The sequence below is a fragment of the Nostoc sp. genome (genome assembly GCF_036917315.1).
Lineage (GTDB): Bacteria > Cyanobacteriota > Cyanobacteriia > Cyanobacteriales > Nostocaceae > Nostoc.
In genome coordinates this window covers 131,002-157,280 of record NZ_JBALDR010000002.1, presented here as the reverse complement: position 1 = coordinate 157,280, position 26,279 = coordinate 131,002, and the positions used below count along the sequence as shown (strand labels likewise).

Below are 26,279 nucleotides of genomic sequence, written 5' to 3'. Positions count from 1 at the left end.
CCGCACTGGCTCACCAATGACCAATGACTAAGGACAAAAACCATGCTACAAGACAAAGAATTAGAAATCCAGATGCAGTTTCTGGAAGAAGCAACGGATTACTTAAATACCTTAGAAGGGGTATTGTTGGAAATCGATACTAGTAACCGCATCGATTTGGATAAAATCAATGCTGCACTCCGGGCCACTCATTCTATTAAAGGTGGCGCGGGGATGATGGGATTTAAATCGCTAAGTGATTTATCTCACCGTCTGGAAGATTCCTTTAAAGTTTTAAAAACTAAAAAAAATTCTTTAGAAATTGATACTCAGTTGCAAAGTTTATTGCTATCTGGAGTTGACTGGCTGCGTCAAATTGTCGAATTGCTTGCAGAAGGGAATGTTGTCGAAGATCAGTGGTTAGCAACTTTTTGTTATCCCATCTTCGATGAGTTGCACGATCGCTTGGGCGACCCCACCCCAGAAGATGCCTCAACTATGCTATCCCCAGAGGACGGGCAAGACGTTATTCCTTTGCTATTTGCCACAGAAGTAGAAGAGTGTTTGCAGCGTCTAGAATCTATATTGGCAGATAACGAACAAGCCGGATTGCATGAAGAAATTACGATTCTGGCAGCTGAATTAGGTGGTTTGGGAGAAATGCTCCAGTTACCAGCTTTTAGCAAGCTTTGTCAGTCGGTAACGCAGCATTTGGAAACTGTTAGTAGCGAACGCATCCCCGAAATTGCCCAGTTAGCATTGCAAGCATGGCGGCGATCGCAAGCTTTGGTGCTGACAAATCAGCTAGATAGCTTACCTACAGAAATTGACTTGGGTAATTATACACAATCCCAGCTACTATTACCAGCAGAAGTGATACCACAACTTCTCCCCACAGATGTCCTCGACACAGAAGTAGCGTCAACAGCGGTTTGGCAAGCAGAGATAACTCCAGAAACTTGGGTTAAAGATGAAGAGTTGGCGCAGCCCACCGCAGGTATCGCAGCCAATTTTACATTTGTAGATGCAGAATTTGCCGACGATGTAAATTCTGTCAATGTCACCGAACACAATACAATATTTGCTAAAGAAGAAAATCCTCCCGATGCCAAATTTAGCGAAGGCAAAGGAGAGCCAGCGGCCGTTGGTAAAGAACGAGAAATTCATGAAAATAGCGTCCGAGTCCCTAGCAAACAGCTAGAGCAAATTAATGATTTATTTGGCGAACTAATTGTTCAGCGAAATGGCTTAAACTCGCAATTAGAAAGATTACGCAAACTCGTTCGCAACCTCAACCATAGAGTCCAAATCCTCGACCGCGAAAACCAGGAATTACGTATAGTCTCCGACAAAATTTCCACTCAAGCTACCATGTCTAATGGGGCGCATCTACAAGCTGAAAATGGTCATCAAGTAGAAGGTACAAATACACAATTTGATGCCTTAGAAATGGATCGCTATAACGAATTAAACCTGCGATCGCAGGAAGTTATGGAAACCATTGTTCAGGTACAGGAAGTTACAACAGATGTGCAACTCAGTGTAGATGATACAGACCATATTGCTCGTAAACTAAACAAAACATCGAAACAATTACAGACCAAGCTAAATCACATCCGAATGCGGCCGCTGTCCGATTTAATCGAACGTTTTCCGAGAGCTTTACGCGATTTAAATGTCGAGTATGGCAAAAATGTCCAGTTAAAAATCGAAGGTGGCAACACTTTAATTGAACGCAGCATTTTAGAAGCTTTAAACGAACCTTTAATGCACCTATTAAGGAACGCTTTCGATCATGGTATCGAAGACTCTGCCACGCGTCGCCTTTTGGGTAAACCAGAACAAGGATTAATTGAAATTACAGCGACTCACCGCAGTAATCGCACTCTCATTACTATCCGTGATGATGGTTGGGGCATTTCTCTGGAGAAAATTCGCACCCGCGCCCTAGCTATGGGATTAGATGCTTCTCTACTCGCTAATGCTAGTGATGAAGAACTATTATCACTAATTTTTGAACCAGGGTTTACTACCTCTGAACAAGTCACAGCATTATCTGGTCGCGGTGTCGGTATGGATGTGGTTCGCAACAACCTCAAACTAATTCGAGGAGATGTGAAAGTTGATACGGAACCAGGAGTTGGTACTACCTTCACCTTATCAGTGCCGTTTACACTTTCCGTTGCGCGAGTTCTGCTGGTAGAAATCAATAAAATTCTATTAGCATTTCCCACAGATGTCATTTCAGAAATATCTTTGCTTCAAGACGAGCGAGTTTTTGAAATGGCTGGTAGCGAAGTTTTAAATTGGCAAGGAACCATGCTGCCACTGATTCGCTTAACTCGTTATTTAGAGTTTAATTGCCTACGCTACGATAGCGCAGAGTTGGAAATTCCGGCAGCCATTAGTACTAACAGTGTGTTAGTGGTCAAAGGTAATAATCAGCCAGTAGCCATCCAAATAGATCGTTGCTGGGGCGAACAAGAAGTTGCGATTCGCCAAGTTGAAGGAAATATACCTTTACCTGAAGGCTTTAGCAACTGCACAATTCTCGGTGATGGTCGAGTCGTGCCACTAGTTAATGTTAATGAGTTGCTGTATTGGATTGCTACAAATAAAAAGACACCGAGAGGAACGCAATTACCATCAGCAAGGTTAAAAACACCTTTCCTGATATTTGATGAAGAAAAAATGTCAGCAGCATCTATTAAGCAGAAAGGCACAATTCTAATCGTAGATGATTCGATTAATGTTCGCCGCTTTTTAGCCCTGACCCTTGAAAAAGGAGGGTATCAAGTAGAGCAAGCTAAAGATGGTCAAGATGCCTTAGAAAAACTCCATAGTGGATTGAAGGTTGAGGCAGTAATTTGCGATATTGAAATGCCTCGCCTTGATGGCTATGGCTTTTTAGGTAAGGTAAATTCAGACGTTGATACAAAAAATATTCCAGTGGCGATGTTGACTTCTCGTAGCAGCAATAAGCATCGGCAACTAGCTATGCAATTAGGGGCACGGGCTTACTTTTCTAAACCTTATAACGAGCAAGAGTTATTGCAAACCCTGGAGGAAATAATTCATTCGGTAGCAGAAAAGGCAGCTTCTAATTGATAATTAATAATTAGGTTTAATATATTTTTTTATGGTGCGTTAGCCTTTGGCATAACGCACCGTTTGTTTTATAGTGCCTTGGCGATTATAAATCGCGGCTATACAGACAAAACCCGCCTGCGCGTGTTAAAAAACTGAGTTATATCAGTAATTGCCTAGCTTTTGCGTCATACTATTTGTGTCAATTGAAATAATTTCTACATAAACTCAATTTGTAGTGAATTTATGGTAACTGTAACATTGACGGTTGTTGCTACTGCGATCGCAACTACACTTTGGACTAAAGCACAGGAGAAAAACACAAAAGCTGTCGTTAGAAATAAAGTTGTTGTCTTTACCAAGCTTGTCCGTTCGTTACCAACACAACTTGTTTTGTTACGGATGCTTATCCGTTGGTAACGACAACTTGTCCGTTCGTTACCAATACAAACTGTTTTGTTACTAAAGCTTATCTATTTGTGGCAAATGCTTATGCAATCGTTACTAAATCTTAGGCAAAACTTATATATACAATTCCTAAACGAGTTATCAAAACCCGTTTTGTGGATTAAATTTAAACATTATGTATTTATGAACTATACAAGTGACTTTTTTATTTTTTGAAAAATTAATCCGAGGAGTTTTAGGTGACAAAAAACAATAAAAAAAAGGCTATCGCTCAAGCTATTTCCACAGTCGTTGCTCTAGGTTGGGTGATAATGCAAGTGGAATCAGCACAAGCTGCTACCTTGACGGTGAACAATCTCAATGACAATGGCGTTGGCTCGTTGCGAAATACGATCGACATTGCAAGTAACAATGATGTGGTAGAGTTCTTATTGGGCAGTAATCCTAGTACAATTACACTGACAAGTGGGGCACTTGCGATCGTTAAAAATCTCACTATTAATGGCCCAGGTGCTAACTTACTTACCATCAGTAGCAATAATCACTTCCCCATGTTTGACATTAACGCCGCAAATGTTACACTTTCTGGGCTGGCGATCGCTGGTAATATCAACGCTTACAATTCTAGTAATCTAACGTTTACCAATAGCACCATCAGCGGCGACAATGTGAATATAGATGGTAACTTAACACTTATCAATACCACTATCAACAGTGAGAATTTGGAGATCAATGGTGGACTAACAGGAATCGATGATAGTAATGTAACGGCTCTCAGTAAGATCACCATTGGCGGCAATTTAACTAGTCCTAGCGGCAATTTAACTATCTCTACTGGTAGCCTGTATATTAACGGTGGTAACATTATTAATTCAGAAGCAGGAGGCAACATAACTGTTACAGCCGAGAGCCTTGTCATTACAGGTGGTAGTCAGGTAAGGATTCCTAATAGCACTAGCGGCAATTCTGGACAAATCAGCGATGGTTTAGGAGGTAACATCAGTCTCAATGCCGGCGATCTTCTTTTATTAAGACGACCAGTACCTGAACCAAGCGCGATCGCTGCTGGTAATATTAATTCAGGATCAGCAGGCAACATAACTATCAACTCTGGTACTTTGATATTGAACCCTGGTGCTATTATATCGAAACCAGTACCCGAACCAAGTGCGATCGCTGGTACTATACTTGCTGGTAGTCTGACTTGGCTGGTGAAGAGAAAGCAAGTAGTATTTCGCAAGGCGAAGGTATAATTACGTATTAAAATCAATTCGTAAAGAAAATAGTTTAAATAATTAGCCCGCACAAACGGGCTAATTATTTTATGGGCAATTAGTCGGACATAATATCAATTACCTGAAACTAAAATAATTCCAGGAACCTTTCTTAAGCCTCGACTTTTACACCCTTCCAGAAAGCCACATAACCTTCAATATTCTTAGCCTTCTCCTTGGCGCTGGGATAATACCAAGCAGCATCTTTATTGGTTTGCCCCTCAACTTCGATACTGTAGTAACTGGCAACACCTTTCCAAGGACAAGTAGTGTGGGTGTTGCTTTCAGTAAAGTACTGCTTGTTAATGGTGTCAACAGGGAAATAATGGTTTCCCTCGACAACTACAGTATTATCACTCTCGGCTAAAACAACTCCATTCCAAATTGCTTTCGGCATAAATGACTTTGTAAATAAACTATACATATAACATTTTGACACTATCAGCTTATTTGTAGTGAATTTATGGAACCGTGACGCTGCCAAAATAGTTCAGAAGTCATGATGAGGCAATGAATTACAGGATTTCCCTCTAGATATTAATTACAATCACTTTTATTTATCAATTTGAATATTAAAAGCATTTGCTTACATCATAAAGATTTTCTAACATATTGGTATGGAAACTTAATTACCCAAAACAAAGTTGGATTTCGGTTGATAGCCTTAAGCAAAAAATATCTAAATATGGAAGCAATGCCTGCGGTGAGCTACGCTAAGGCACTTTCTAGAAATGCTTGTCAGCTAAGGATTTTATTTAGCATATATTTGCATCTTTGAAGCTCTGACTAAACCTTCTCTCGATGTTCAATTTCTCCAGCTTGGGTGAATTGGACTAACCCGTTTGGGTAATTAACAAATCAATCCATCAGATGAACTCATCCTAAAAGGTTGAGATTAATAAAACGGTGGACTCTATTACTAGAGAATACTGATTGCAATTGCATTTTGTTCTAATTGAGGATAACTCTATGAAATTCACAAACTCGCTAAATTCTGCACATATTATTGCTTGGATTAACTCTATGCCTAAAATCACTTGCTTTCATCAAGCCAAGAATCACAATAGCCCATCAATAAACACAGCCATCAACTCTGAAACTTCTCCTAGCTATTCCACAAATGTTAATTATCTCAAACCTTTTGATACTGCTTATATTGCCTATTACATGATGGGTTTTGGGGATTTTAAATGAGCCAAGTTACTTCTGTGCTTTTGAAGTATACCTTAGATCGTTTTATTAATTACAGTTTTGTTTCCTAAATAATACATTTTTAAATTTTAATACTTCTCTTAAAAGATAATTTTTAAACTTTTTAGGGAATTGTTTTACTTAAATACGTGATTAATAAATAAACAAATAGGATGACCTAATCATCAGAGCTTTAAACTCCTCAAAAAGAAGACTTTTTAATTGAGAACACTAATTAATATCTACTAAGGGTAAAATCATGAAATTCACAACCTTGCTCAATTCTGCACTTATTATTACTTCCATTGCTTTTATACCTGGAATTGCTGGCGCTGAAACAGTTAATACTAGCAATGGCGGTGGACAAATAAATACAGATGTCAACTCTAATACTTTACGTAAAAATCCTACAGATGCCAAATATCTGCAACCCTTCAATATTGCATTTATCGCTTATCAAGGTTACTTAAGAGAGCAGGGTATTCCTAGTGGGGGCACTTTGTTATTCAGATACCAAACAGGATACTTGACTGCGAAAGATGTGGTTCAAGCTGCTATCAGGGCTAATAAGTTACCAGCAGAAGTTTTGAACGATCGAGGTTACGTCAACGCAGTCGAGTTACAGATGAGATCATTTGGCGACATTAATGATTCACAATAAAAAATTTAGGAATGCTGGAATCAATCTCCGCATCTCCCCATAACTCTAGACGCGATAAATCGCCGTCTCTACAATAATCAGTCTTTCGTCTTGACGGCGATTTATCGCGTCTCTGCGATCTAGAATTTTCATCACAAAACCTTAATCAAACTGATTAGGTTTGAAAGAAAGTCGCATACGGGGTTAGAATAACTGAAAATATGAGGAGAATCAAAGTTTGTGGCGAATATATCCCACATCCCCAAATTACCCATACCACCGTCTCTTTTGGGGTCAGAAGTTGGTTCTTTTACTGAGTATACAGTTACTCAACGAATGCCTGCGATCGCTCGCAAAGTTATCGCTGAAAATAATTTCTCGTCTGAAATTAATACCAGCTTAGAAAATCTGGCTACAGAATTGCCAGCAGGATATGTGCAACCTCTTTTAAATAAGACTGCTGTAGATTTTTCAGCCTGGAATACATATTTAGAATTATACAAAGGTCAGCGTTGGCTAGATGTTCCTTGGTTTTTTGCCGAAACTTATTTTTTTCGGTTGATTCTAGAAATTACCAATTATTTTCGCCCTGGTGTATCGCAAGGTGTCGATCCATTTGAGTTACAAAAGTCTCAAAGTTTAGAAGCATCCCTAGATTCGATTATTCTACTGTGCGATCGCGCTAACAATTGGTTAAATAATTCCCAACTGAAGGGAGAATCAAATCAAACAGCTTTAATCGCATTGTTATATTTTGCTTTGTGGGGAAATCGAGTTGACTTGAGTTTATGGTCAGCATCCGAGAGCGATCGCAGTCGTTTTGATATTCAAACCCAACTAGCTCACATCCTAGTAAATGATGCCTCCCAAGTCACGGAATTATTAACTAATTCTCAAGGGGGACGGATTGATTTTGTTGTAGATAATGCTGGTTTTGAACTTGTTTGTGATTTATTTTTAGTAGATTTTTTGTTAAGTAGCGGACTGGCTAATCGGGTTTACCTACACTTAAAGCCACATCCGACTTTTGTATCTGATGCCATGATTAAGGATGTACATGACACAATAAGTTTTTTAGCCGCTACTGGAAATCAACAACTTACATCCTTTACCCAAAGACTGCAAGAAAATATTGCATCAGGGCGTTTAGTACTATCTGAAGATTACTTTTGGACATCGCCTTTAGCCTTTTGGGAAATACCCAACTCCCTCAAAAATGAGTTAGCCAATGCGAGTTTGGTTATAGTCAAAGGAGATGCCAATTATCGCCGATTATTAGGCGATCGCCATTGGAATTTTACCACCAACATTGCAGATATAGTTTGCTACCTACCCGTGCCAATGGTAGCTCTACGCACCCTAAAGTCAGAAGTAGCAGTTGGTTTGAAACCAGAAGTTATTGAGAAAGTAGCAAAATCTGACTCTTCTTGGTTGACAAATGGACAGTGGGGTGTGATTCAGTTGGTGGTTTAGGAAATTGTGAAAAATCGAGATAATTTGTAAAATAAGTATACGTATCTTCACTACTTATAGGGTCGTCTACTCTACCCGTATCATTACAACCAGCTTAGGATAGACTAGAAAAACTTTCTAAGGAAAATGGTAGAAAAAATCACAGCTGTGTTTAATGGCCAAGTGTTCTATCCGGCTGAACCGATCGCACTGCCAATTAATACCCGCGTGCGAATCAGTATTGAAATTTTACCGCCAAGCGAATATGAAACGGTATCATTTTTGCAAACGGCGCGATCGCTCAACCTTGAAGGCCCGCCTGATTGGTCTGCCAATATAGATAAATATTTGTACAGTAAATAAACTTTTCATGCATTCTGAAGTCTTTCTTGATACATCATTTGCCATTGCCTTATCTGCACCGAGCGATCGCTTGCATGACCGAGCCTTACATCTGGCTAAAATGTTACAAGCAGCAGAAACTCGTTTGGTGACAACACAGGCGGTGATGTTGGAAATTGGCAATGCCTTATCCCAACAACCTTATCGTCAGGCGGCAATCATATTATTAAATTCTCTAGTAGCAGACTCCAAAGTAGAAATTGTTCCCCTTTCCCAAGAACTCTACGAACGTGCTTTCGAGCTATATCGCGAACGAACAGAGAAAGAATGGGGATTTGTCGATTGCATATCTTTTATTGTCATGCAATATAGCGGCATCACTGAAGCACTGACCGCCGATGAGCATTTTCAACAAGCAGGCTTTCGAGCATTACTGCGAGAAAATTTGCCCTAAGGATTGGGCATTGAGCATTAGACATGGTACATGGGGGAATGGCACTAAGAAAAGCTATAAGCTTTGCCCTAACTGGTTCCCAGCCTCCAGGCTGGGAACCCATTCTCGGAAGCTCCGCCTCCAGTGGCTTGACCAGAGGCAGAGCCTCTGGGAATACATTCCCAGTCTTTAGACTGGGAACGAGATGAAATAAGCCTTTCGGCTTTTCTTAGTGCTATTCGGACATTGGGCATTGGTTATTCACAAATGACTAATGACTAATGACAATTAAATATTTCGTTACAATCGGTGTGTGCGTTAGGCATTCAAGAGTTATCAGCCATGAAATTGATTTCCGATCCACCGATTCCTGTGAAAATTCAAAAAATGAAGGAACGGGTGCGGTGGATGCATCCAAGTTTTGTGCAACGGGGAATTGACCAAACCAGTCTAGTTATTGACGATCGCAGGCAAGATAATCCAGAATTTTCCTTTATGGTTATCGGTGATTCCGGCACTAAATCTCATTCTCGACAGCACCCCCAACGAAAAGTTGCCGAACTGATGCTGCCTCACCGCGATGATTGCAGCTTTGTGTTGCACACTGGCGATGTAATCTATGTGGTGGGTTCCCAAGAATATTATTCAACAAACTTTATTGAGCCTTACCGGGAATTTCTTGTCGGTGGTGACAATCCGAAAAGCATTCCTTATGACCGTATGGTGTTTAATCTGCCGTTCTTGCCAGTACTTGGTAATCATGATTACTACGATGTGCCGTTGATGTACCGTTTATTTACTGGCACAACATCATCACTGCGTCGCCTGTTCCGCTACAAAGATATCGAGATTGGCTGGCATGGATCGTATCAAGGTAATGCTTATGCACGAGCATTTATGGACTATACCCAGGCGATGTCTCCACAAGAGTTAGAACGTCATTTAGATCGGCACTACACTGCAAAGACCGACACAGGGCGTTGTTTGCGTTACGAACCTGGACAGTTTACTCGTTTACCCAATCGCTATTACACCTTTCGTTACGGCGGGATTGACTTTTTTGCACTGGATTCTAATACCTTTAATACACCCTCACCTTTACCTGCAACTCAAGAGGGGGAAATTTACCGCCGGGAATTGCAAAAGCGTCGCCAGGAAATAGATCGAGAAGAATTGGAGATTTTGGGAATATGCGATCGCCTCAACCCAGATAAACCCACCGAAGCGGAACTACTTGATGACTTTAGTGCCAAATTAGACCAAATAAACGAAATCAAAATCGACATTGAAAAACAACTAGCATCTCATCAAATGCCTGCGATCGACTTTGAACAACTTGAATGGTTGCGAAGCAGACTAATCGAATCTTGGAACACCTCTGAAGTGCGCGGACGTGTAATATTTTTCCACCATCCTCCCTACGTCACAGAAGCTACCAAGTGGAATCAGGCACAAACTTTGGCGGTTCGTCACCGTTTGCGCTGGGTATTTGAACAAGTGGCAGAAACTCTTGGTACTCTAATTAAAGAACGTCCCATAGTCGATTTGATTTTAAACGGTCACGCTCACTGTTTGGAGCATCTTTGCACAACTGACACCGGATTTGCAGACTCGCATATTAACTGTATTATTTCTGGTGGGAGCGGTCATCGTCCCCGCTATCAACGGCGAGAAGGGACTGAATTGATGGAAACTTTTGCTGAGATTGCAGGTAAACCCACTCGGAAAGTTGCGGATTCAACGCTATTTGTGGGCCGTCATAACTACAATTTCCAGAACCGACTGCCTTATTCATGTGTGCGGATTGATGTTCTGGATGGTATCCCGCCCAAGTTTATCATCAGACCATTGATTACTGAACGGTTTGAACAAGAGTGGCATAACACGGAACTTGAACCTTTTGCGATCTAAACGGGATGCGAAGTAATTGAACTACACCATTCCCCATCTCACTTAAAAATCAAATCTCAGTGCTGCTGGGTTGCTTTGAGTGATTCTATTGGCAAACTTTTACCAAATGCACCTTTGCATTGAGACAAAAGCTAGGTATATCCTAATCTTGAATAGAGTTATGATAATTTCAAATTATGGCAGGACATAGTAAATGGGCAAATATTAAGCGCCAGAAAGCGTTAGTAGATGCAAAAAAGGGAAAAACCTTCACTCAGTTATCCAGGGCGATTATCGTTGCGGCTAGAAGCGGCGTACCAGATCCAGCGCTGAATTTTCAACTTCGCACAGCAGTTGATAAGGCAAAGGCTGCGAGTATTCCCAATGATAATATTGAACGAGCGATCGCTAAAGGTGCAGGCACTTTTGGCGGCGATAGCGCTACTTTTGAAGCGATTCGCTACGAAGGTTATGGCCCTGGTGGTGTAGCGATTTTAATCGAAGCCCTCACAGATAATCGCAATCGCACTGCTGCTGACTTGCGTGTAGCTTTTAGTAAAAATGGTGGCAATCTTGGTGAAACAGGTTGCGTTAGCTGGATGTTTGAACAAAAAGGTGTTTGTGTTGTGCAGGGTGTAGTTGACGAAGAACAGCTTTTAGAAGCATCACTAGAAGGCGCTGCCCAGTCTTATGAGATGACTGAAGATGAGATGGCTGAGGTTTTTACTGATATGGGAAATTTAGAAAACCTTAGTCATACACTCAAAAATCAAGGTTTTAAGGTAACTGATGCCGAATTGCGCTGGATTCCTAGTAATAGTGTAGAAGTTACCGATCCCGATCGGGTGCGATCGCTTTTCAAGTTAATTGATACTCTAGAAGGCTTGGATGACGTGCAAAATGTCACAGCTAACTTTGAAATATCAGAAGAATTGATGTCTATCACCATTTTCTAATCAAAATTAACTCAAGTATCATAGCCAAATCACAGTTATTTGGATGATGTCCAGATTGTTACATTTAAGATTGAAATGCCAGCAAGTATTTTTTAGCTAAGTATTCCACGTAAGCCCAATACGATTCAATTAAGCTTTTTTGATGAAAATTCTAGATTGTAGAGACGGCGATTCATCGCGTCTCTTGCCTTAACCGAGTAAATCCTATATTTGACGAATGTAAAAATAGACATGAAAGATTCATCTCAATTACAAACTTATGACATACGTCTATTGGATAGTTAAATTGTTGATTACCTGATGAGGATTTTCAAGTGAATAAGTTCGCTAAAGCTTTACTTTTGGCTCTAATTTTTGCTGCACCTGTAACCGCTTTTGCATCTCAAGCTCAAGCTAAAACTATCCATCATACAAGCGTAAAATCTGCTAAAGTTCATCATACTAAACATCACAGACATCATGCTAAAAAACTAGTTCATAAACACTTATAAATAGTTACTATTAGTCGTAAAAGTTTCTAGTAGCTCTGTAATCAAGTTTAGTGTTGGTTTCTCTGAACAAAAACTGTATTATTTAACCCCGCTGGAATCCCTACCAATCAGCGGGTTTTTTTAATTAACTTGCTCAAGGGTGCGATCGTCTCATAAAAATCAAAGTTAAAGCGATCGCAAAATATTTAGAGTCAAAGTTTCGCATAAAAAAGGCTCAAGCATTCCTGCCTGAGCCTTTTCTAAATTCAATTAAGCTTAGTAGCGGTTGTTGCTACGGTTGTAGCCACCGCCACCACCACGGTTTCCACCAAAGGAACCACCACTTCTGTCTTCTTTAGGCTTGGCTTTATTTACCTTAAGGTCACGACCAAGCCATTCAGCACCATCAAGAGCTTCAATAGCTTTTGCTTCTTCATCTTCTGAACTCATTTCCACGAAAGCAAAGCCGCGTAAACGACCTGTTTCACGGTCAGTGGGTAGTTGAACACGCTTTACAGCACCATATTCTGCAAATACAGCACTCAGCGCATCTTGTGTAACATCATATGAGAGGTTACCTACGTAAATTGACATCGAATGTCTCCAAAATCATAAGTTTGTAGAGATTTAGATTTCGGAGAGAAGTCTGTAATACCAAAAGGAAAAAGCCTGTCAATACTAAAAACAAACACTGTCGCCGAATTAATTCTCATTTCACTTCCCATGATGACATAACAACCAAATTTCTGGGTAAAAGTTTGAAAAACTGTTATAAAAAGTTATATAAGTGGTTAATAGCTAGATGCTGGCTGGTCTAAAAACGGGTGAGGCTCTAGTGAACCGCACCCAGGAGATCGACTAATCCACTCTCTTTTCTAAATATTGACCAATCATTAACTGCTCACCAGCACGGGAGATAATGGTTTGTCTGGTGCGGTATTTGCTGCCAATTAACTTTAACTCTTCTTCAAAGACCGAACCGTTGTACTCAGTTCGCAAACACATTGTTTTAGGGTTGGAGAAATAATACTGAGCGGTGACTGGTTTGGATATGGCAAAACCGCGATCGCGATACAAAATATTTCCTAAAGCTCCAAATATAGTTGAACCTTGCGACTCTTTCCTGTCCTTCAGCACATCCATACTTTCCCATGTTACTGCTGCACCACAGATCAAACTACCTGTATCAGACAAATCGTGCATCTGAGCTAGGTTTTGCAATTCATCACAGCCTTGGTTGAGAAAATTGATCGTAACTATACTCTCCATCTCCTTGGTTTCTCCCTTGGGTAGGGTGTAATAGCGCCGTTGCGATCGCCACTTACCCACCGATTCCTGGAAAAATTCGGAAATCTGGGCTTCATCAGCAGTTTGGGCAATTTTTAACAATGATGTCACTTGTTACTTTCCTGGCCTAAATATATCGCCCTCTTCTTTGCTGTATATGCGATGTCTACGACGGGCTACGCCTACGCTTGACCATATACACAGCGTTAGAAAAAGCAACTTATGTTTACTATTCTTAATATATTTGATCGTCCGTAAAAATTACTAAGTATTTTGCTATATTAAATTTGCTTATTTCAGCCATAAGTATACCTACTTAATACTGCCCATTTTAGAAGTAGGGGTGTGAAAGTCCCGTATATTCAGTAAACGCAAGTCTTCTACTAAGGGCAGATTGCAAGAAATTTAAAAATATTTATACTGGGTTAAGAATTGCATTGGAAGCTAAAAAGCTGCTAACTCAATGTAATGAGTTAAAGTGGTGAGAAAATTTTTTGAATAGAAAGTAATTTTTGATACAAAATTCTGCAAGAAGATAGCCAATTGACTCTCGCCGCTTTTCACTATTTATAATGTCTCAAAATTACTTGGTAATGCACGGCTGTTTAACCCAAAAAGCTCCCCAAATACGATAAAAATAAATGATTTTGGACAGAAATAAGCCGCACAAGCAGGCGAAAATCTCACCTTTGGCAGCCGCTAACCAGGTAATTAATACCCCAGCTGTTAAGACTGATGTAGCTGTTGCAGATACAAAGAGTAGCGTTGACACAAAGGTGTCTTCCCCTTTTGCATCCATATTATTGATTCCTTGTTTGCTGGGCATAGGACTGCTGACAGCGAATTGTGGAGCGCTACCCAAAGAAGAACCGGCTGATGCTCAATCTCAGAGTCCTGGTAGTGGACAACGTGGTGGTGCAACGGCTGTAGATGTGGCGATCGCTCGAACTGATACGCTGCAAACACAACCAGAATACACAGGTAATACAACACCCTTCCGGATTGTATCAGTGCGATCGCAAGTAGAAGCTCGGTTGTTGGCTTTGAACTTAGATGTGGGCGATGTAGTTAAGCAGGGACAAAACGTCGGGCGGTTAGATGATGCCATCCTTTCAACCGAATTAAAGCAAGCAGAAGCAGAACTAGCAGCCCTCAAATCAGAAGTAGCTAGGGCAACTAATCAGGTAAGCAATGCCCGTGCAGACGTTGAACGGGCGCGGTTAGAAGTAGTACAAGCTCAGGCAGACTCAGAACGGCAGCAGAGGTTGTTCAAAGCTGGAGCGATCGCTGAACAAACTGCCCAGCAAGCACGTACCCAGGCAAAAACAGCCGCCCAGGCACTCCGGGCAGCCCAAGAACAAGTTCGGACAGAACAGCAAGCCGTCGCTGCTGCCCAAGGTAGAGTACTTGCTCAACAAGCATTGGTTGCCCAAACCAAAGAGCGTAGGTCTTATGCTCGGTTGGTATCTCCAATCGCTGGCATAGTTACAGAAAAGGTGACAGAACCAGGAAACCTGCTGCAAGCAGGTAGCGAAGTTTTGAAAATTGGCGACTTTAACCGTGTCAAAGTCGTTGTGCAAGTTTCCGAATTAGAACTGGCACAAATTCAAGTTGGACAGTCTGTACAAGTCCGTTTAGATGCCTTCCCTAAAGAAGCATTAATTGGCAGAGTTACGCGCATTTCCCCAGCTGCCGATGCCACAGCTCGCTTGATACCTGTAGAAGTAGTGATTTCTAACACTCAAGGGAAGATTGGCAGCGGATTGCTGGCGCGAGTCAATTTTCAAACCCAGACTCAACAGCGCGTAGTAGTGCCGCAAACAGCCATTCAAAAACCAGCAGGGGCAGCAAAGGGAGCAGAAAAAGAGCAAAAAAACCCATCGGGGACGCTATTTGTGGTGAAAGACACAGATGGTAAGACGAAAGTAGCGACGCGTGCTGTCACCTTAGGACAAAAGGCTGATAGCAAAGTGGAAATTTTATCCGGTTTGCAAGCGGGAGAGCGCTATGTTGTTCGTAGTGGTAAGCCGTTAAAAGAAGGTGACACTGTGAGTCTTTCAATTCTTTCAGAAAAGCAATAGTAGGGTGAGCAATAACCACCATTCCAAAGAAAAAAGTACTCAGTAGTCAGCACTTATCACTTAGTATCATGCAACAGGCAAACAATAATAATGGCAATGGCGGATTTAGCCTTAGTGCGATCGCTATCCGCCAACACATTGGCACACTCATGCTCACCGTGGCAGTAATTGTCATTGGGGTATTTTTTCTCACAACGATCCAAGTCGATCTTCTACCATCAATTACCTATCCCCGAATAGGGGTTCGGCTAGAAGCCCCTGGTATTTCACCAGAAGTAGCAGTAGATGAAATCACCAGACCCTTAGAAGAAGCTTTAGCAGCAACCGAGAATGTAGTACAGGTTTTTTCGCGCACCCGTGAGGGACAGGTAAGCCTCGATTTATACTTCCAACCAGGGGGCGATATTGACCAAGCCCTAAACGATGCTACTGCTGCTTTTAACCGAGGTCGAGGACAACTGCCAGATACGATAGAGGAGCCGCGCTTATTTAAAGTCGATCCTTCTCAATTGCCGGTTTATGAATTGGCACTGACCTCTGCTTCCTTGCCAGGTAAAGAGTTACGCGTATTTGCTGATGAAGAGTTAAACCGTGAACTCAGTGTAGTGCCGGGAGTCGCTTCTGTTGATGTATCTGGGGGTGCAGAGGAGGAAGTACGGATACTTGTTGACTTAAACCGATTACAAGCTTTGGGTGTCGGGTTAAATGATGTCTTAGATGAATTAACAGCCCGTAACCAAGATACTTCTGGTGGTCGGATTCTGGGGCAAAATTCTGAGCCATTGACTCGGACTGTCGGACGTTTCCAAAATGCCAAGGAAATTGAAAACCTTTCTTTAGAAGTTTCCTCTTCTTCTCCTGCTAGTGCTAATACCACTAATAGCAGTAATACTACTACCACTCCCACTACTACACCTACACCTTCCCGCCGCGTCTACTTGCGAGACTTTGCAGAGGTAATTGACGATACAGAAGAACAGCGAGTATTTGTTTACCTCAACCGTCAGCCTGCGGTAAAATTTTCAATTCAAAAGCAGCCAGAAGCCAACACAATTACAGTTGTAGATGCTGTAAAGCGGCGAATTGAACAATTACGGCAATCAGGTTTAATTCCAGCAGACATGACTTTGAGTCCCACCACAGATGAATCTGTCTTTATCCGCAATTCTTTAAATGATGTCATCTTTTCGGGGATTTCCGGGGCATTGTTAGCAGCAGCAGCAGTGTTGTTATTTTTGGGATCGTTCAGGCAAACATTTATTATCAGTTTGACGATTCCGCTGTGTACTCTGGCAGCGATCGCTTTAATGAGAATATTTGGTTTAACCTTGAATGTTTTTAGCTTGGCAGGTCTGACATTAGGAGTCGGTCAAGCAATTGATACATCGGTTGTGATCTTGGAGAACATTTCCGAGAAAACAGGGATGACTCCCAATCAGAGAGAGATGGAGGCAGGGGAGCAGATAAGCAGAGGAGCAGAGGGGAAGGGGAGAAATTCTAAATTCTTTATTGACAGTGCGATCGCAGCTTCCCAAGAAGTAGAATCTGCTTTAGTTGCTGCTACAGGTGCCAACTTAGTTTCTGTAGTGCCATTCCTTTTAATTGGCGGCTTTATTGCACTGCTATTTAATGAACTAATTCTGACAATTAGCTTTGCAGTCGCAGCATCCCTTGTTGTCGCCATCACAGTAGTACCGATGCTGTCTTCTCGACTTTTGGGAATCCGCTGGTCTAGTCGAATTAGCGAATTTTGGCTGCTTAGACAGTTTAATCACCGATTTGAAGATGCGACGCGGGGATACGGTAACTTCTTAACCAAGGTTTTACGGTATCGATTGTTTGTAGTAACTGCTGCTTTGGTAATTTTAGGAGGCAGCAGTTTCTTTATGTTTGGTCAAATTCCCCAAGAAATTTTACCCCGCATCAGTACTGGTCAAGCTAACTTAAGAGCGCAGTTTCCTCCCGGTACACCTTTAGCAACTTCTGAAAAAGTTATGCAAATTGTCGATGACATTTTGCTCAAACAACCAGAAACCGAGTCTGCTTTTACAACTGTGGGTGGTTCTTTGTTTGGTAGCAATACTACAGAGAATCCTTTACGTGCCAGCAGCACTATCAATCTAAAACCAGGCACAGATGTCGAAGCCTTCGTCAAAAAAGTAACTCAGGAATTTAACAAACTCAACTTAGCAGGAATTCTGCTGCGCCTCAATCCTGGTCAGGTGCGGGGTTTAATCTTGAGTAATTCTCCAGTGCAAGGGTCAGAAGTTGACGTGATTCTGCAAGGTGAGAATGAAGAAAACTTAACGCAAGCAGGGGCGCAAGTACTGCAAGCATTGCAGGAAAGGGCAAAATTAGCGACATTCCGACCAGATGCCGACCCCCGACAACCGGAAATCCAAATTCGCCCTGACTGGGAACGGGTTTCAGCTTTAGGGTTGAGCGCTCAACAAATTGGTGCAACAGTTCAAACAGCAATTGAAGGTTCAGTTCCCACACAAATTCAACGCGGTAATCGTTTAGTTGATGTGCGGGTGCAACTAAATAAAGAAGCGATTCAACGTCCTTCTCAGCTAGAGCAATTACCGCTATTTACAGAAAACAATCAACTAATCCGCCTTTCAGATGTTGCGAACATTCAAGAAGGTCAAGCACCTGGTGAGGTGCAACGGATTAATCAGCGCCAAGCTTTTATTGTCGCAGGAAATCTCAGCGAGGGAGCTAGTCTTGGTGAAGCGATCGCAGAAGTAAACGAGGTACTCCAGGATGTAGACTTACCTGATGGCGTTTCCATTGTGCCTAGTTCTGCCCAAGAAACTAATCAACAACTTCAGGATGCTTTAAAAACTTTGGGGGCGTTGGCGACGTTCTTAATCTTTGTAGTCATGGCGGTACAATACAATTCGCTGATTGACCCATTGGTAATTATGTTCACCGTACCACTAGCCTTAGCTGGAGGAATTTTTGGACTTTACATTACCAAAACTGCAATTGGCGCAACTGTAATTGTTGGCGTCGTCCTGCTGGTGGGAATTGTGGTGAATGCAGGGATTCTCATGGTGGAACTAGCAAACCAAATTCGGGACGAAGAAGGTTGTAGTCGCCAAATTGCGATTATGAAAGCTGCTCCTCAACGCTTGCGCCCAATTATCATGACTACTGTCACCACTATCTTGGGACTGTTTCCTTTGGCATTGGGTATTGGCGAAGGTTCTGAGTTTTTGCAGCCTTTAGGGATTGTAGTTTTCTTTGGGATGGCGATCGCAACAATGCTGACACTATTTATCATCCCCTGTTTTTATATTCTGCTGCACGATTTGCTAGGTGGAAATTGGGCAAAGCCAGTGTTAACCCGATTGCGTGGATTTACGAAAAAATTTATTTAAATCCCCAATTGGGATTAACGTAAAACAGTGTACACAGTTTATCGAATTACCCAAAACAAAAACCTTACCCTGTCCTAACGGACATCCCTCTTCTTACTAAGGAGAGGGACAGGTTTTGCGTAGCAGAACCAGGGTGAGGTTTCTTATTCGCTTTAAAGTAACGTGAGTTCGATGAACCTCTCCCTCCCAGCCTCCCTCTCCGAAACGGAAAGGGAGGAGAAACGAAAAATTAAGCTTTTTGCTCCCCTCTCCGCGTCGGAGAGGGGCTGGGGGAGAGGTCAAATAAGACTTGTCGAACTCACGTTAAAGTAAAGCGGCGTTGCATCGTTAACTAGCTGATGTCTGGTCTATAATCTTCTTAAATCTCTCAATCACATCCTTTCGGATCAACTTGAAATCTGAATTTTCTATTTTATTTTCAGCTTGGTCTGTGCCATCAACGAGTAAGTGAATAAAAACTAATACCTCACTGCAAGGCATTCTTTCTTGTTTGTGCTTTTTCTGCTTGAAAGCTTATGCTGATCCGCCCCGCCACGATAACTGACGTACCCGCAGTTTTACCAATGGTTGCCAAAATTTGTGCTTTGCATGAGTCTTGGGATTCTGCTAAGTATGGTTTTCTACCGCATCCAGAACAGCGTTATGAACAATGGTTGACACGTTTAGCAAATAGCGATCGCACTGTATTTTTAGTATCCGAAAATGAAGGGCAAATTGCAGGATTTCTTATAGGAACAATTGAGCGAGAAATACCAATTTATCGGTTACAAGAATTTGCTTTTATTCATGATATCTGGGTTGAGCCAGAATATCGCAAAAAGGGGATTGCGCGGCAGATGGTGATGCTGAGTGTTGAACGCTTTCATCAGATGGGCGTCAAGCAAATTCGTCTAGATACAGCAATTGCTAACGAGGCTTCACGGCGGTTATTTGCATCTTGTGGTTTTCGCTTCAGCATTATTGAAATGCTGATTGAATTGAGTCATTAGTCATTAGTTATGAGCAAATGACTAATGACTAATGACTAATGACTAACTAGCTAACAGAGTTTTTTCTAGAGAAGTCCAACGGAAAGAGCGATCGCCACCTCTCTCAATAATGACTTTCACTCGTGGTTCTAGCTGAGGCAAATTCGTTAAATACTCAACTTCCTCATTAGAAAGAATATGCCCTTCAATAATCCACAAGACCAGCCCCTTTGACTTTGGTGGTAACTGTTCTAGATGAGAATTGAGAATTGGCGGCAGATAGTAAACCTGACCCACTGCTGCACCACTACCAGTGCTTTTCTTCCCAAGATGAGGAGGTCTGACTCCATGAATTCTTGTGAGATACGCAGCTACGTCACCCAGTCCTTTAGCGGTAATGTGGAGGGTAGTATAGCCAGCTGCCCGTATTCGGCGCTGATATCGACCTTCATAACCCCCTTCTAGAGGTACATACACACCAAGAGCGCCAAACTTTTCCAGATCGCGGATTAAACCGTTGCCAGTGGTAATTAGTGCCATAGATTTTCGTCTTATCCCACTTAGATATCTCTATTATTTACCCTGAACCGATAGATTAAAAGCATTTTTTTGGGTATTGGGCATTGGGGATAAATTATTCTCCTCTGCTCCCCTGCTCCCCTGCTCCCCTGCTCCCCTGCTCCCCTGCTCCCCTGCTCCCCTGCTCCCCTGCTCCCCTGCTCCCCTGCTCCTCTGCTCCCCTGCTCCCCTGCTCCTCTGCTCCCCCACTCCCCCACTCCCCCACTCCCCCACTTCCTAAAAATAGCTCTATAAATTACTGGACAAACATAAATAAATAATTTATATTATTAGATTGTGACCAAAAACGCAAATTAGGTTGACTTTTTACTGTCATTCTGAGGTAGTGTTAGCATCAAAAACTGATGACTTAATCCAAATTGGATAATCTAACTCAGATTGATCGTAGACTGGTAAACTAAGAAAGCTTTCAGGTCAACATTAGAGCTTATGGAAGAATAACTAAAGTTAATCCTAAGCTCCAAGGTACGTTTACTCCTGTGCCTCAAAAAAAGCAGGCAAAAGCTTAAACAATAGTTTAAGGTGTTTAAGGAAGTAAAGACTGAGCAGCAATGTTGGTTTCATGGCATTACGTCAGTCTCAGTTAACGGATACTGGGCGGTAACAACCGCTTAAGTCCAACTGCAACACGGCAGTAGCCAATCTCCGGGAAGCCGCCCTTGGGGCGTGTACAAATCGGAAAACCCGCCGACAGCGCTGCCTCCAGAAAGTGCCAGAGCAATTGCTTGGACGAAAGCATTGCTGCACACAGCTTAAAGCTGTAGCGCCTTGCATTGATTCCAGAAGTTACTCCTTCCCAACGGGAAGAGACTTGTGGCTGTTCTGGTGATCTAATGAGTGAAGCTAAACAGATTCACCAAGCAGTAAGGACACGGTTTGTTGTGTCCGAAAGCATTTGGAGCGGTTTATTGAAACCATTCCAAATTTCGCAGGCTAACCCAGCCTAAACTGATGCGTACAAAGCGTGTCCTCTAAAGTCCAATTCCAAGGTCAGCAAGTAGAAAGGAGAACCAGTTACTGTGTCTGTAGGTATTCTCGGCACCAAGCTGGGCATGACTCAAATATTTGACGAAGCAGGAGTATCTATTCCTGTAACTGTCATTCAAGCAGGGCCATGCACCGTTACACAAGTTAAAACGAAAGAAACCGACGGTTACTTTGCCATTCAAGTTGGTTATGGCGAAGTCAAACCCAAGGCACTAAACAGACCACTACTGGGTCATTTGGCTAAATCATCTGCCCCAGCATTGCGTCACTTAAATGAATATCACACCGATGGCTCTAGTGATTATGCTTTAGGTCAAGAGATTAAAGCAGATATTTTTAGCGCTGGTCAAATTGTCGATGTCGTCGGCACAAGCATTGGTCGCGGCTTTGCGGGAAACCAGAAGCGCAACAACTTTGGTCGCGGTCCAATGTCACACGGTTCCAAAAACCACAGAGCGCCCGGTTCTATTGGTGCTGGTACAACGCCCGGTCGTGTCTATCCAGGTAAGCGGATGGCAGGCCGTTTGGGTGGAAAACGTATTACAATCCGCAAACTGACCATAGTGCGAGTTGACCCAGAACGCAACTTATTGCTGATTAAAGGAGCCATTCCTGGTAAACCAGGCGCTCTAGTAAGTGTTGTGCCTGCAAAAACAGTGGGATAGTCAAAAGTCATTAGTCAGTAGTCAGTAGTCATTGGCTAAGGACAAAAGACAAATGACAAATGACAAATGACAAAGGACAAATAACAAAGATGGTTGAAAGCGTAGTTAAAAATTGGCAAGGAGAACAGGTCGGTGAGACGACCTTCGAGTTGCGCGTTGCCAAAGAAGGAACAGCGTCTCATATTGTGCACCGCGCCTTAGTACGGCAATTGACTAATGCTCGTCAAGGAAATGCCAGCACAAAAACTCGTGCTGAAGTCAGAGGTGGCGGCCGTAAACCTTGGCGGCAAAAAGGTACTGGTCGCGCTCGTGCAGGGTCTATTCGTTCACCATTGTGGCGTGGTGGTGGTGTGATCTTTGGGCCAAAGCCTAGAGACTTCGACCTGAAATTGAACCGCAAAGAGCGACGTTTAGCACTGCGGACAGCATTTGTCGGTCGTATTGACGACTTGATCGTAGTAGAAGAATTTAGCACCGAGCTATCTCGCCCCAAAACTAAAGACTTAGTGGCAGCGCTTGCCCGTTGGGGAATAGTACCAGAAAGCAAGGCACTGTTAATTTTGTCTGAAATTGCGGATACAGATAACGTTTATTTATCAGCCCGCAACATTGAAAATTTAAAACTAATTGCAGCCGACCAGCTAAATGTTTTTGATTTACTGCACGCTGACAAAATTGTAGTTACGGCATCAGCCCTAGAAAAAATTCAGGAGGTCTACAGTGCCTAGCTTTGACCCCCGCGACCTTGCCGACTTAGTACGTCGCCCAATCGTCACCGAAAAAGCGACCATCTTGATGGAGCAAAACAAGTACACCTTTGAAGTAATTCCAAAGGCATCTAAGCCAGAAATCAAGGCTGCGATCGAAGACTTGTTTCAGGTCAAGGTTGTAAAAGTCAACACCATCCTACCACCGCGTAAAAAGCGGCGCGTTGGTAAATTTATTGGTTATAAACCCCAATATAAGCGAGCAATTGTCACCGTCGCACCTGGGGATGAAGACAAGATTAGACAAGTTCTATTCCCAGAAGTCTAAAAAAGTTGTGAGTTAGGAGTTAAGAGTTACTGAACTCAACATTCAACACTCAGCAACGCCAGTTACTGCAACGGGGGGAACCTCCGCAACGCACTGGCTCCTCAGCACTTAGCACTCAGCACTTAAAAATATGGGTACCCGTTCTTATCGCCCTTATACCCCTAGCACTCGCCAAGTTACAATTTCTGACTTTGCGGAAATTACCAGAACCGAGCCAGAAAAATCCTTAACAACCTCGAAGCATCGTGCCAAAGGTCGGAATAATCACGGACGGATTACTAGTCGTCGCCGGGGTGGCGGACACAAACAACTTTATCGGATCATCGATTTTAAAAGGGATAAACATAATATTCCTGCCAAAGTCGCAGCGATTGAATACGATCCTAACCGCAATGCCAGAATTGCCCTTTTGTATTACCAAGATGGCGAAAAACGGTACATACTTCACCCCAACGGGTTGAAAGTTGGAACAATAATTGTTTCTGGGCCTGATTCTCCCTTTGAAGATGGTAATGCCTTACCACTCTGGAAGATTCCCTTAGGTACTAGTGTTCACAACGTAGAATTCACTCCTGGTAAAGGTGGTCAAATTGTACGTGCTGCTGGTGCTAGCGCCCAAGTCGTGGCCAAAGAAGGTAATTACGTGACTCTCAAGTTGCCTTCAGGAGAAGTCCGCTTGATTCGGCGTGAGTGCTACGCCACCATTGGGCAAGTAGGCAACACCGATGCGAGAAACCTGAGTGCAGGTAAAGCCGGACGAAATCGCTGGAAAGGTCGCCGTCCTAAGGTTAGAGGTAGCGTCATGAACCCAGTGGATCACCCACATGGTGGTGGTGAAGGTAGAGCGCCTATCGGTAGATCGGGGCCTGTTACACCTTGGGGTAAACCCACATTGGGTGCGAAGACACGCAATCGCAAGAAACTTAGCAGCAAGTTGATTGTGCGTCGTCGTCGTAAGTCTTCTAAACGCGGTCGCGGTGGTCGTGAATCTTAAAGAGTTATAAGTTATGAGTATGAGTTATGAGTTGAATCTAACTTATTAACTCCTCACTCCTAACTCCTCACTCCTAATTCCTAAATCCTAAATCCAAAATTGAACTATGGGTCGTTCTCTAAAAAAAGGTCCTTTCGTTGCGGATCATCTCCTAAAGAAAATTGAAAAGCTCAACGACAATAACAGAAAAGAAGTTATTAAAACTTGGTCACGAGCTTCGACAATTTTGCCTCTGATGGTAGGTCATACTATAGCTGTTCACAACGGACGCCAACACGTTCCCGTTTTTGTCAATGAACAGATGGTAGGACATAAGTTGGGTGAATTTGCCCCGACACGAACCTACAGGGGTCATGGGAAAAGCGACAAAAAAGCAGGTAGGTAGTTATTAGTTATTACGTCATTAGTCATTAGCTAAAGACAAGTGACAAATGACAAATGACAAATGACAAAATTGGAGAAAATTATGGCTACTAATACTACTGAAGTAAAAGCGATCGCTCGTTTTATCCGCATCTCGGCTTACAAAGTGCGTCGGGTACTCGATCAAATCCGCGGGCGATCTTACCGAGAAGCGTTAATCATCCTGGAATTCATGCCCTATCGCGCCACTGAACCCATCTTGAAGGTTCTCAGAAGCGCTGCTGCCAATGCCGAACACAACGCTGGGTTAGATCGGACTCAACTAGTGATTACTCAGGCTTATGCCGATCAAGGTCCGCCGTTGAAGCGCTTCCAACCAAGAGCGCAGGGTCGAGCTTACCAAATTCGCAAGCCGACGTGTCATATTACTGTGGCCGTTGCAGCTGCTCCAGAAAAATAAGCACGTTTACACGAATAAATTGCGTAAAGTAAGAAATTTTAGAGGAAGCATTCGTGGGACAGAAGATTCATCCAGTTGGTTTTCGCCTGGGTATTACACATGAACATCAATCCCGTTGGTTTGCTGTTCCAGATCGTTATCCAGAACTTCTACAAGAAGATTACAAACTCCGTCAATACATAGAACAAAAGCTGGGTAGACAGGCTCAAAACAACGCCGGAATTTCCGAAGTGCGGATTGAGCGCAAAGCTGACCAAATCGACTTAGAAGTACGCACAGCTAGACCTGGTGTTGTAGTGGGTCGTGGTGGACAAGGTATTGAATCCTTACGTACCGGACTCCAAGGATTGTTGGGTAGTAATCGTCAAATTCGGATTAACGTAGTTGAAGTTCAACGAGTTGATGCTGATGCCTACCTAATTGCTGAATACATTGCTCAACAATTGGAACGTCGGGTTTCCTTTCGGCGGGTAGTGAGACAGTCAATTCAACGTGCCCAACGCGCTGGCGTTCAAGGTATTAAAATCCAAGTTAGCGGTCGCCTCAACGGTGCAGAAATTGCCCGGACAGAGTGGACTCGTGAAGGTAGAGTACCTTTACATACCTTACGGGCTGACATTGACTACTCTTATTGCACAGCAAAAACTGTTTACGGCATTTTGGGTATCAAAGTATGGGTGTTTAAGGGAGAAATTATTCCTGGACAGGAACCAGAACCGTTACCACCAGCAAGCCGCGATCGCGAACGTGACCCCCGCGATCGCGATCGGGAACCTCGTCGCCGTCAACAACAACGTCGTCGCCAGCAATTTGAAGACCGCTCAAATGAAGGATAAATCGTCATTAGTCATTAGTCATTAGTAAATGGCAGATGGCAAATGACAAATGACAAATGACAAATGACAAATGACAAATGACAAACCATGTTAAGCCCTAGAAGAACTAAATTCCGCAAACAACAGCGGGGACGGATGGAAGGACTAGCCACCCGTGGTAGTACCCTCAACTTCGGTGATTTTGCACTCCAAGCTCAAGAACCTGCTTGGATTACCTCGCGTCAAATCGAGGCTTCCCGTCGGGCAATGACTCGTTATATTCGTCGGGGTGGACAAATCTGGATTCGGATTTTCCCTGATAAACCTGTAACCATGCGTCCTGCTGAAACCCGGATGGGTTCTGGTAAAGGTAATCCAGAGTTTTGGGTAGCTGTAGTCAAGCCAGGACGAATTTTGTTTGAAATCGGTGGGGTTTCTGAAGAAATCGCTCGTGAAGCGATGCGTTTGGCTTCATTTAAACTGCCCATCAAAACTAAGTTTATTGTGCGCTCTCAACCACAGGAGCAGGAGTAGCTT

28 protein-coding genes are annotated in these 26,279 nt (G+C 42.8%); 22 read left to right on the top strand and 6 right to left on the bottom strand.

The window, feature by feature from the left end; translation table 11 throughout:
- Positions 1-42 precede the first annotated feature (42 nt).
- From V7K84_RS01375 to V7K84_RS01365, 3 genes are all read left to right on the top strand, one after another.
- Positions 43-3,087, top strand: coding sequence for a hybrid sensor histidine kinase/response regulator (locus V7K84_RS01375; RefSeq protein WP_334835641.1), 3,045 nt, complete (start codon positions 43-45; stop codon positions 3,085-3,087).
- A gap of 225 nt (positions 3,088-3,312) precedes the next feature.
- Complete coding sequence (locus tag V7K84_RS01370) at positions 3,313-3,486, top strand: hypothetical protein (protein WP_334835639.1); 174 nt, start codon at positions 3,313-3,315, stop codon at positions 3,484-3,486.
- 227 nt (positions 3,487-3,713) lie between these two features.
- Positions 3,714-4,727: a PEP-CTERM sorting domain-containing protein gene (locus V7K84_RS01365; protein WP_334835637.1), complete on the top strand. Its 1,014-nt coding sequence runs from the start codon at positions 3,714-3,716 to the stop codon at positions 4,725-4,727.
- A gap of 133 nt (positions 4,728-4,860) precedes the next feature.
- Here V7K84_RS01365 and V7K84_RS01360 read toward each other — a convergent pair whose 3' ends face one another.
- Entirely contained in the window at positions 4,861-5,145 is a 285-nt protein-coding gene (locus tag V7K84_RS01360; RefSeq protein ID WP_099101420.1) for a DUF427 domain-containing protein, read from the bottom strand.
- A gap of 572 nt (positions 5,146-5,717) precedes the next feature.
- Between V7K84_RS01360 and V7K84_RS01355 the strand changes: the two genes are divergently transcribed.
- From V7K84_RS01355 to V7K84_RS01335, 5 genes are all read left to right on the top strand, one after another.
- Positions 5,718-5,942 carry a hypothetical protein gene (locus V7K84_RS01355; RefSeq protein WP_334835632.1) on the top strand — a complete coding sequence of 75 codons (225 nt, stop codon included), beginning with the start codon at positions 5,718-5,720 and terminating at the stop codon, positions 5,940-5,942.
- Between the two features lie 256 nt (positions 5,943-6,198).
- A complete protein-coding gene (locus V7K84_RS01350; protein WP_334835630.1) occupies positions 6,199-6,600 on the top strand; it encodes a hypothetical protein in 402 nt (133 codons plus the stop codon).
- A gap of 219 nt (positions 6,601-6,819) precedes the next feature.
- Positions 6,820-8,052, top strand: coding sequence for a damage-control phosphatase ARMT1 family protein (locus V7K84_RS01345; protein ID WP_334835628.1), 1,233 nt, complete (start codon positions 6,820-6,822; stop codon positions 8,050-8,052).
- A gap of 126 nt (positions 8,053-8,178) precedes the next feature.
- A complete protein-coding gene (locus V7K84_RS01340) occupies positions 8,179-8,394 on the top strand; it encodes a hypothetical protein (RefSeq protein WP_334835626.1) in 216 nt (71 codons plus the stop codon).
- A gap of 7 nt (positions 8,395-8,401) precedes the next feature.
- Positions 8,402-8,827: a type II toxin-antitoxin system VapC family toxin gene (locus tag V7K84_RS01335; RefSeq protein WP_094349077.1), complete on the top strand. Its 426-nt coding sequence runs from the start codon at positions 8,402-8,404 to the stop codon at positions 8,825-8,827.
- A gap of 68 nt (positions 8,828-8,895) precedes the next feature.
- On the opposite strand, the gene V7K84_RS01330 is transcribed toward V7K84_RS01335, so the two are convergent.
- Positions 8,896-9,060, bottom strand: a complete 165-nt coding sequence (locus tag V7K84_RS01330; protein ID WP_334835622.1) for a hypothetical protein — start codon at positions 9,058-9,060, stop codon at positions 8,896-8,898.
- An 88-nt stretch (positions 9,061-9,148) separates the two neighbouring features.
- On the opposite strand from V7K84_RS01330, the gene V7K84_RS01325 reads away from it, so the two are divergent.
- The 3 genes from V7K84_RS01325 (at position 9,149) to V7K84_RS01315 (ending at position 12,143) form a co-directional block, all read left to right on the top strand.
- A complete protein-coding gene (locus V7K84_RS01325) occupies positions 9,149-10,717 on the top strand; it encodes a metallophosphoesterase family protein (RefSeq protein ID WP_334835620.1) in 1,569 nt (522 codons plus the stop codon).
- A 176-nt stretch (positions 10,718-10,893) separates the two neighbouring features.
- Positions 10,894-11,652, top strand: coding sequence for a YebC/PmpR family DNA-binding transcriptional regulator (locus V7K84_RS01320; RefSeq protein ID WP_334835618.1), 759 nt, complete (start codon positions 10,894-10,896; stop codon positions 11,650-11,652).
- 314 nt (positions 11,653-11,966) lie between these two features.
- Complete coding sequence (locus V7K84_RS01315; protein WP_289799254.1) at positions 11,967-12,143, top strand: hypothetical protein; 177 nt, start codon at positions 11,967-11,969, stop codon at positions 12,141-12,143.
- A gap of 255 nt (positions 12,144-12,398) precedes the next feature.
- Here V7K84_RS01315 and V7K84_RS01310 read toward each other — a convergent pair whose 3' ends face one another.
- Both V7K84_RS01310 and V7K84_RS01305 read right to left on the bottom strand, forming a co-directional pair.
- On the bottom strand, positions 12,399-12,716 hold the full coding sequence (locus V7K84_RS01310) for an RNA recognition motif domain-containing protein (protein WP_099102602.1): 318 nt from the start codon (positions 12,714-12,716) through the stop codon (positions 12,399-12,401).
- A 264-nt stretch (positions 12,717-12,980) separates the two neighbouring features.
- Entirely contained in the window at positions 12,981-13,520 is a 540-nt protein-coding gene (locus V7K84_RS01305) for a phycobiliprotein lyase (protein WP_334835614.1), read from the bottom strand.
- A gap of 530 nt (positions 13,521-14,050) precedes the next feature.
- Here V7K84_RS01305 and V7K84_RS01300 point away from each other — a divergent pair.
- From V7K84_RS01300 to V7K84_RS01290, 3 genes are all read left to right on the top strand, one after another.
- Positions 14,051-15,490 carry an efflux RND transporter periplasmic adaptor subunit gene (locus V7K84_RS01300; protein ID WP_334835612.1) on the top strand — a complete coding sequence of 480 codons (1,440 nt, stop codon included), beginning with the start codon at positions 14,051-14,053 and terminating at the stop codon, positions 15,488-15,490.
- Between the two features lie 68 nt (positions 15,491-15,558).
- On the top strand, positions 15,559-18,876 hold the full coding sequence (locus tag V7K84_RS01295) for an efflux RND transporter permease subunit (RefSeq protein ID WP_334835609.1): 3,318 nt from the start codon (positions 15,559-15,561) through the stop codon (positions 18,874-18,876).
- 515 nt (positions 18,877-19,391) lie between these two features.
- Positions 19,392-19,865: a GNAT family N-acetyltransferase gene (locus V7K84_RS01290; RefSeq protein ID WP_334835607.1), complete on the top strand. Its 474-nt coding sequence runs from the start codon at positions 19,392-19,394 to the stop codon at positions 19,863-19,865.
- A gap of 42 nt (positions 19,866-19,907) precedes the next feature.
- On the opposite strand, the gene V7K84_RS01285 is transcribed toward V7K84_RS01290, so the two are convergent.
- Positions 19,908-20,384, bottom strand: coding sequence for an NAD(P)H-quinone oxidoreductase subunit N (locus V7K84_RS01285; protein WP_179068328.1), 477 nt, complete (start codon positions 20,382-20,384; stop codon positions 19,908-19,910).
- A gap of 94 nt (positions 20,385-20,478) precedes the next feature.
- Positions 20,479-20,628 carry a hypothetical protein gene (locus V7K84_RS01280; protein ID WP_334835604.1) on the bottom strand — a complete coding sequence of 50 codons (150 nt, stop codon included), beginning with the start codon at positions 20,626-20,628 and terminating at the stop codon, positions 20,479-20,481.
- Between the two features lie 814 nt (positions 20,629-21,442).
- Here V7K84_RS01280 and rplC point away from each other — a divergent pair.
- The 8 genes from rplC (at position 21,443) to rplP (ending at position 26,276) form a co-directional block, all read left to right on the top strand.
- Positions 21,443-22,075: a 50S ribosomal protein L3 gene (rplC, locus tag V7K84_RS01275; RefSeq protein ID WP_334835602.1), complete on the top strand. Its 633-nt coding sequence runs from the start codon at positions 21,443-21,445 to the stop codon at positions 22,073-22,075.
- Between the two features lie 89 nt (positions 22,076-22,164).
- Positions 22,165-22,803 (top strand): 50S ribosomal protein L4, encoded by a 639-nt coding sequence (gene rplD / locus V7K84_RS01270; RefSeq protein ID WP_094349088.1) that lies wholly within the window; start codon positions 22,165-22,167, stop codon positions 22,801-22,803.
- Positions 22,796-23,110, top strand: coding sequence for a 50S ribosomal protein L23 (locus V7K84_RS01265; RefSeq protein ID WP_094349089.1), 315 nt, complete (start codon positions 22,796-22,798; stop codon positions 23,108-23,110). Before rplD ends, V7K84_RS01265 begins: the two co-directional genes overlap by 8 nt.
- A gap of 130 nt (positions 23,111-23,240) precedes the next feature.
- Complete coding sequence (rplB, locus tag V7K84_RS01260) at positions 23,241-24,104, top strand: 50S ribosomal protein L2 (protein ID WP_094349090.1); 864 nt, start codon at positions 23,241-23,243, stop codon at positions 24,102-24,104.
- A 106-nt stretch (positions 24,105-24,210) separates the two neighbouring features.
- Positions 24,211-24,489: a 30S ribosomal protein S19 gene (gene rpsS / locus V7K84_RS01255; RefSeq protein WP_012410721.1), complete on the top strand. Its 279-nt coding sequence runs from the start codon at positions 24,211-24,213 to the stop codon at positions 24,487-24,489.
- Positions 24,490-24,570: 81 nt separating this feature from the next.
- On the top strand, positions 24,571-24,927 hold the full coding sequence (gene rplV / locus V7K84_RS01250) for a 50S ribosomal protein L22 (RefSeq protein WP_069070777.1): 357 nt from the start codon (positions 24,571-24,573) through the stop codon (positions 24,925-24,927).
- Positions 24,928-24,980: 53 nt separating this feature from the next.
- Positions 24,981-25,763 (top strand): 30S ribosomal protein S3, encoded by a 783-nt coding sequence (gene rpsC, locus V7K84_RS01245; protein ID WP_334835599.1) that lies wholly within the window; start codon positions 24,981-24,983, stop codon positions 25,761-25,763.
- 87 nt (positions 25,764-25,850) lie between these two features.
- The gene (gene rplP, locus V7K84_RS01240; RefSeq protein ID WP_012410718.1) at positions 25,851-26,276 is read left to right on the top strand and encodes a 50S ribosomal protein L16; all 426 of its coding nucleotides are present in this window, start codon (positions 25,851-25,853) and stop codon (positions 26,274-26,276) included.
- Positions 26,277-26,279: the final 3 nt, after the last annotated feature.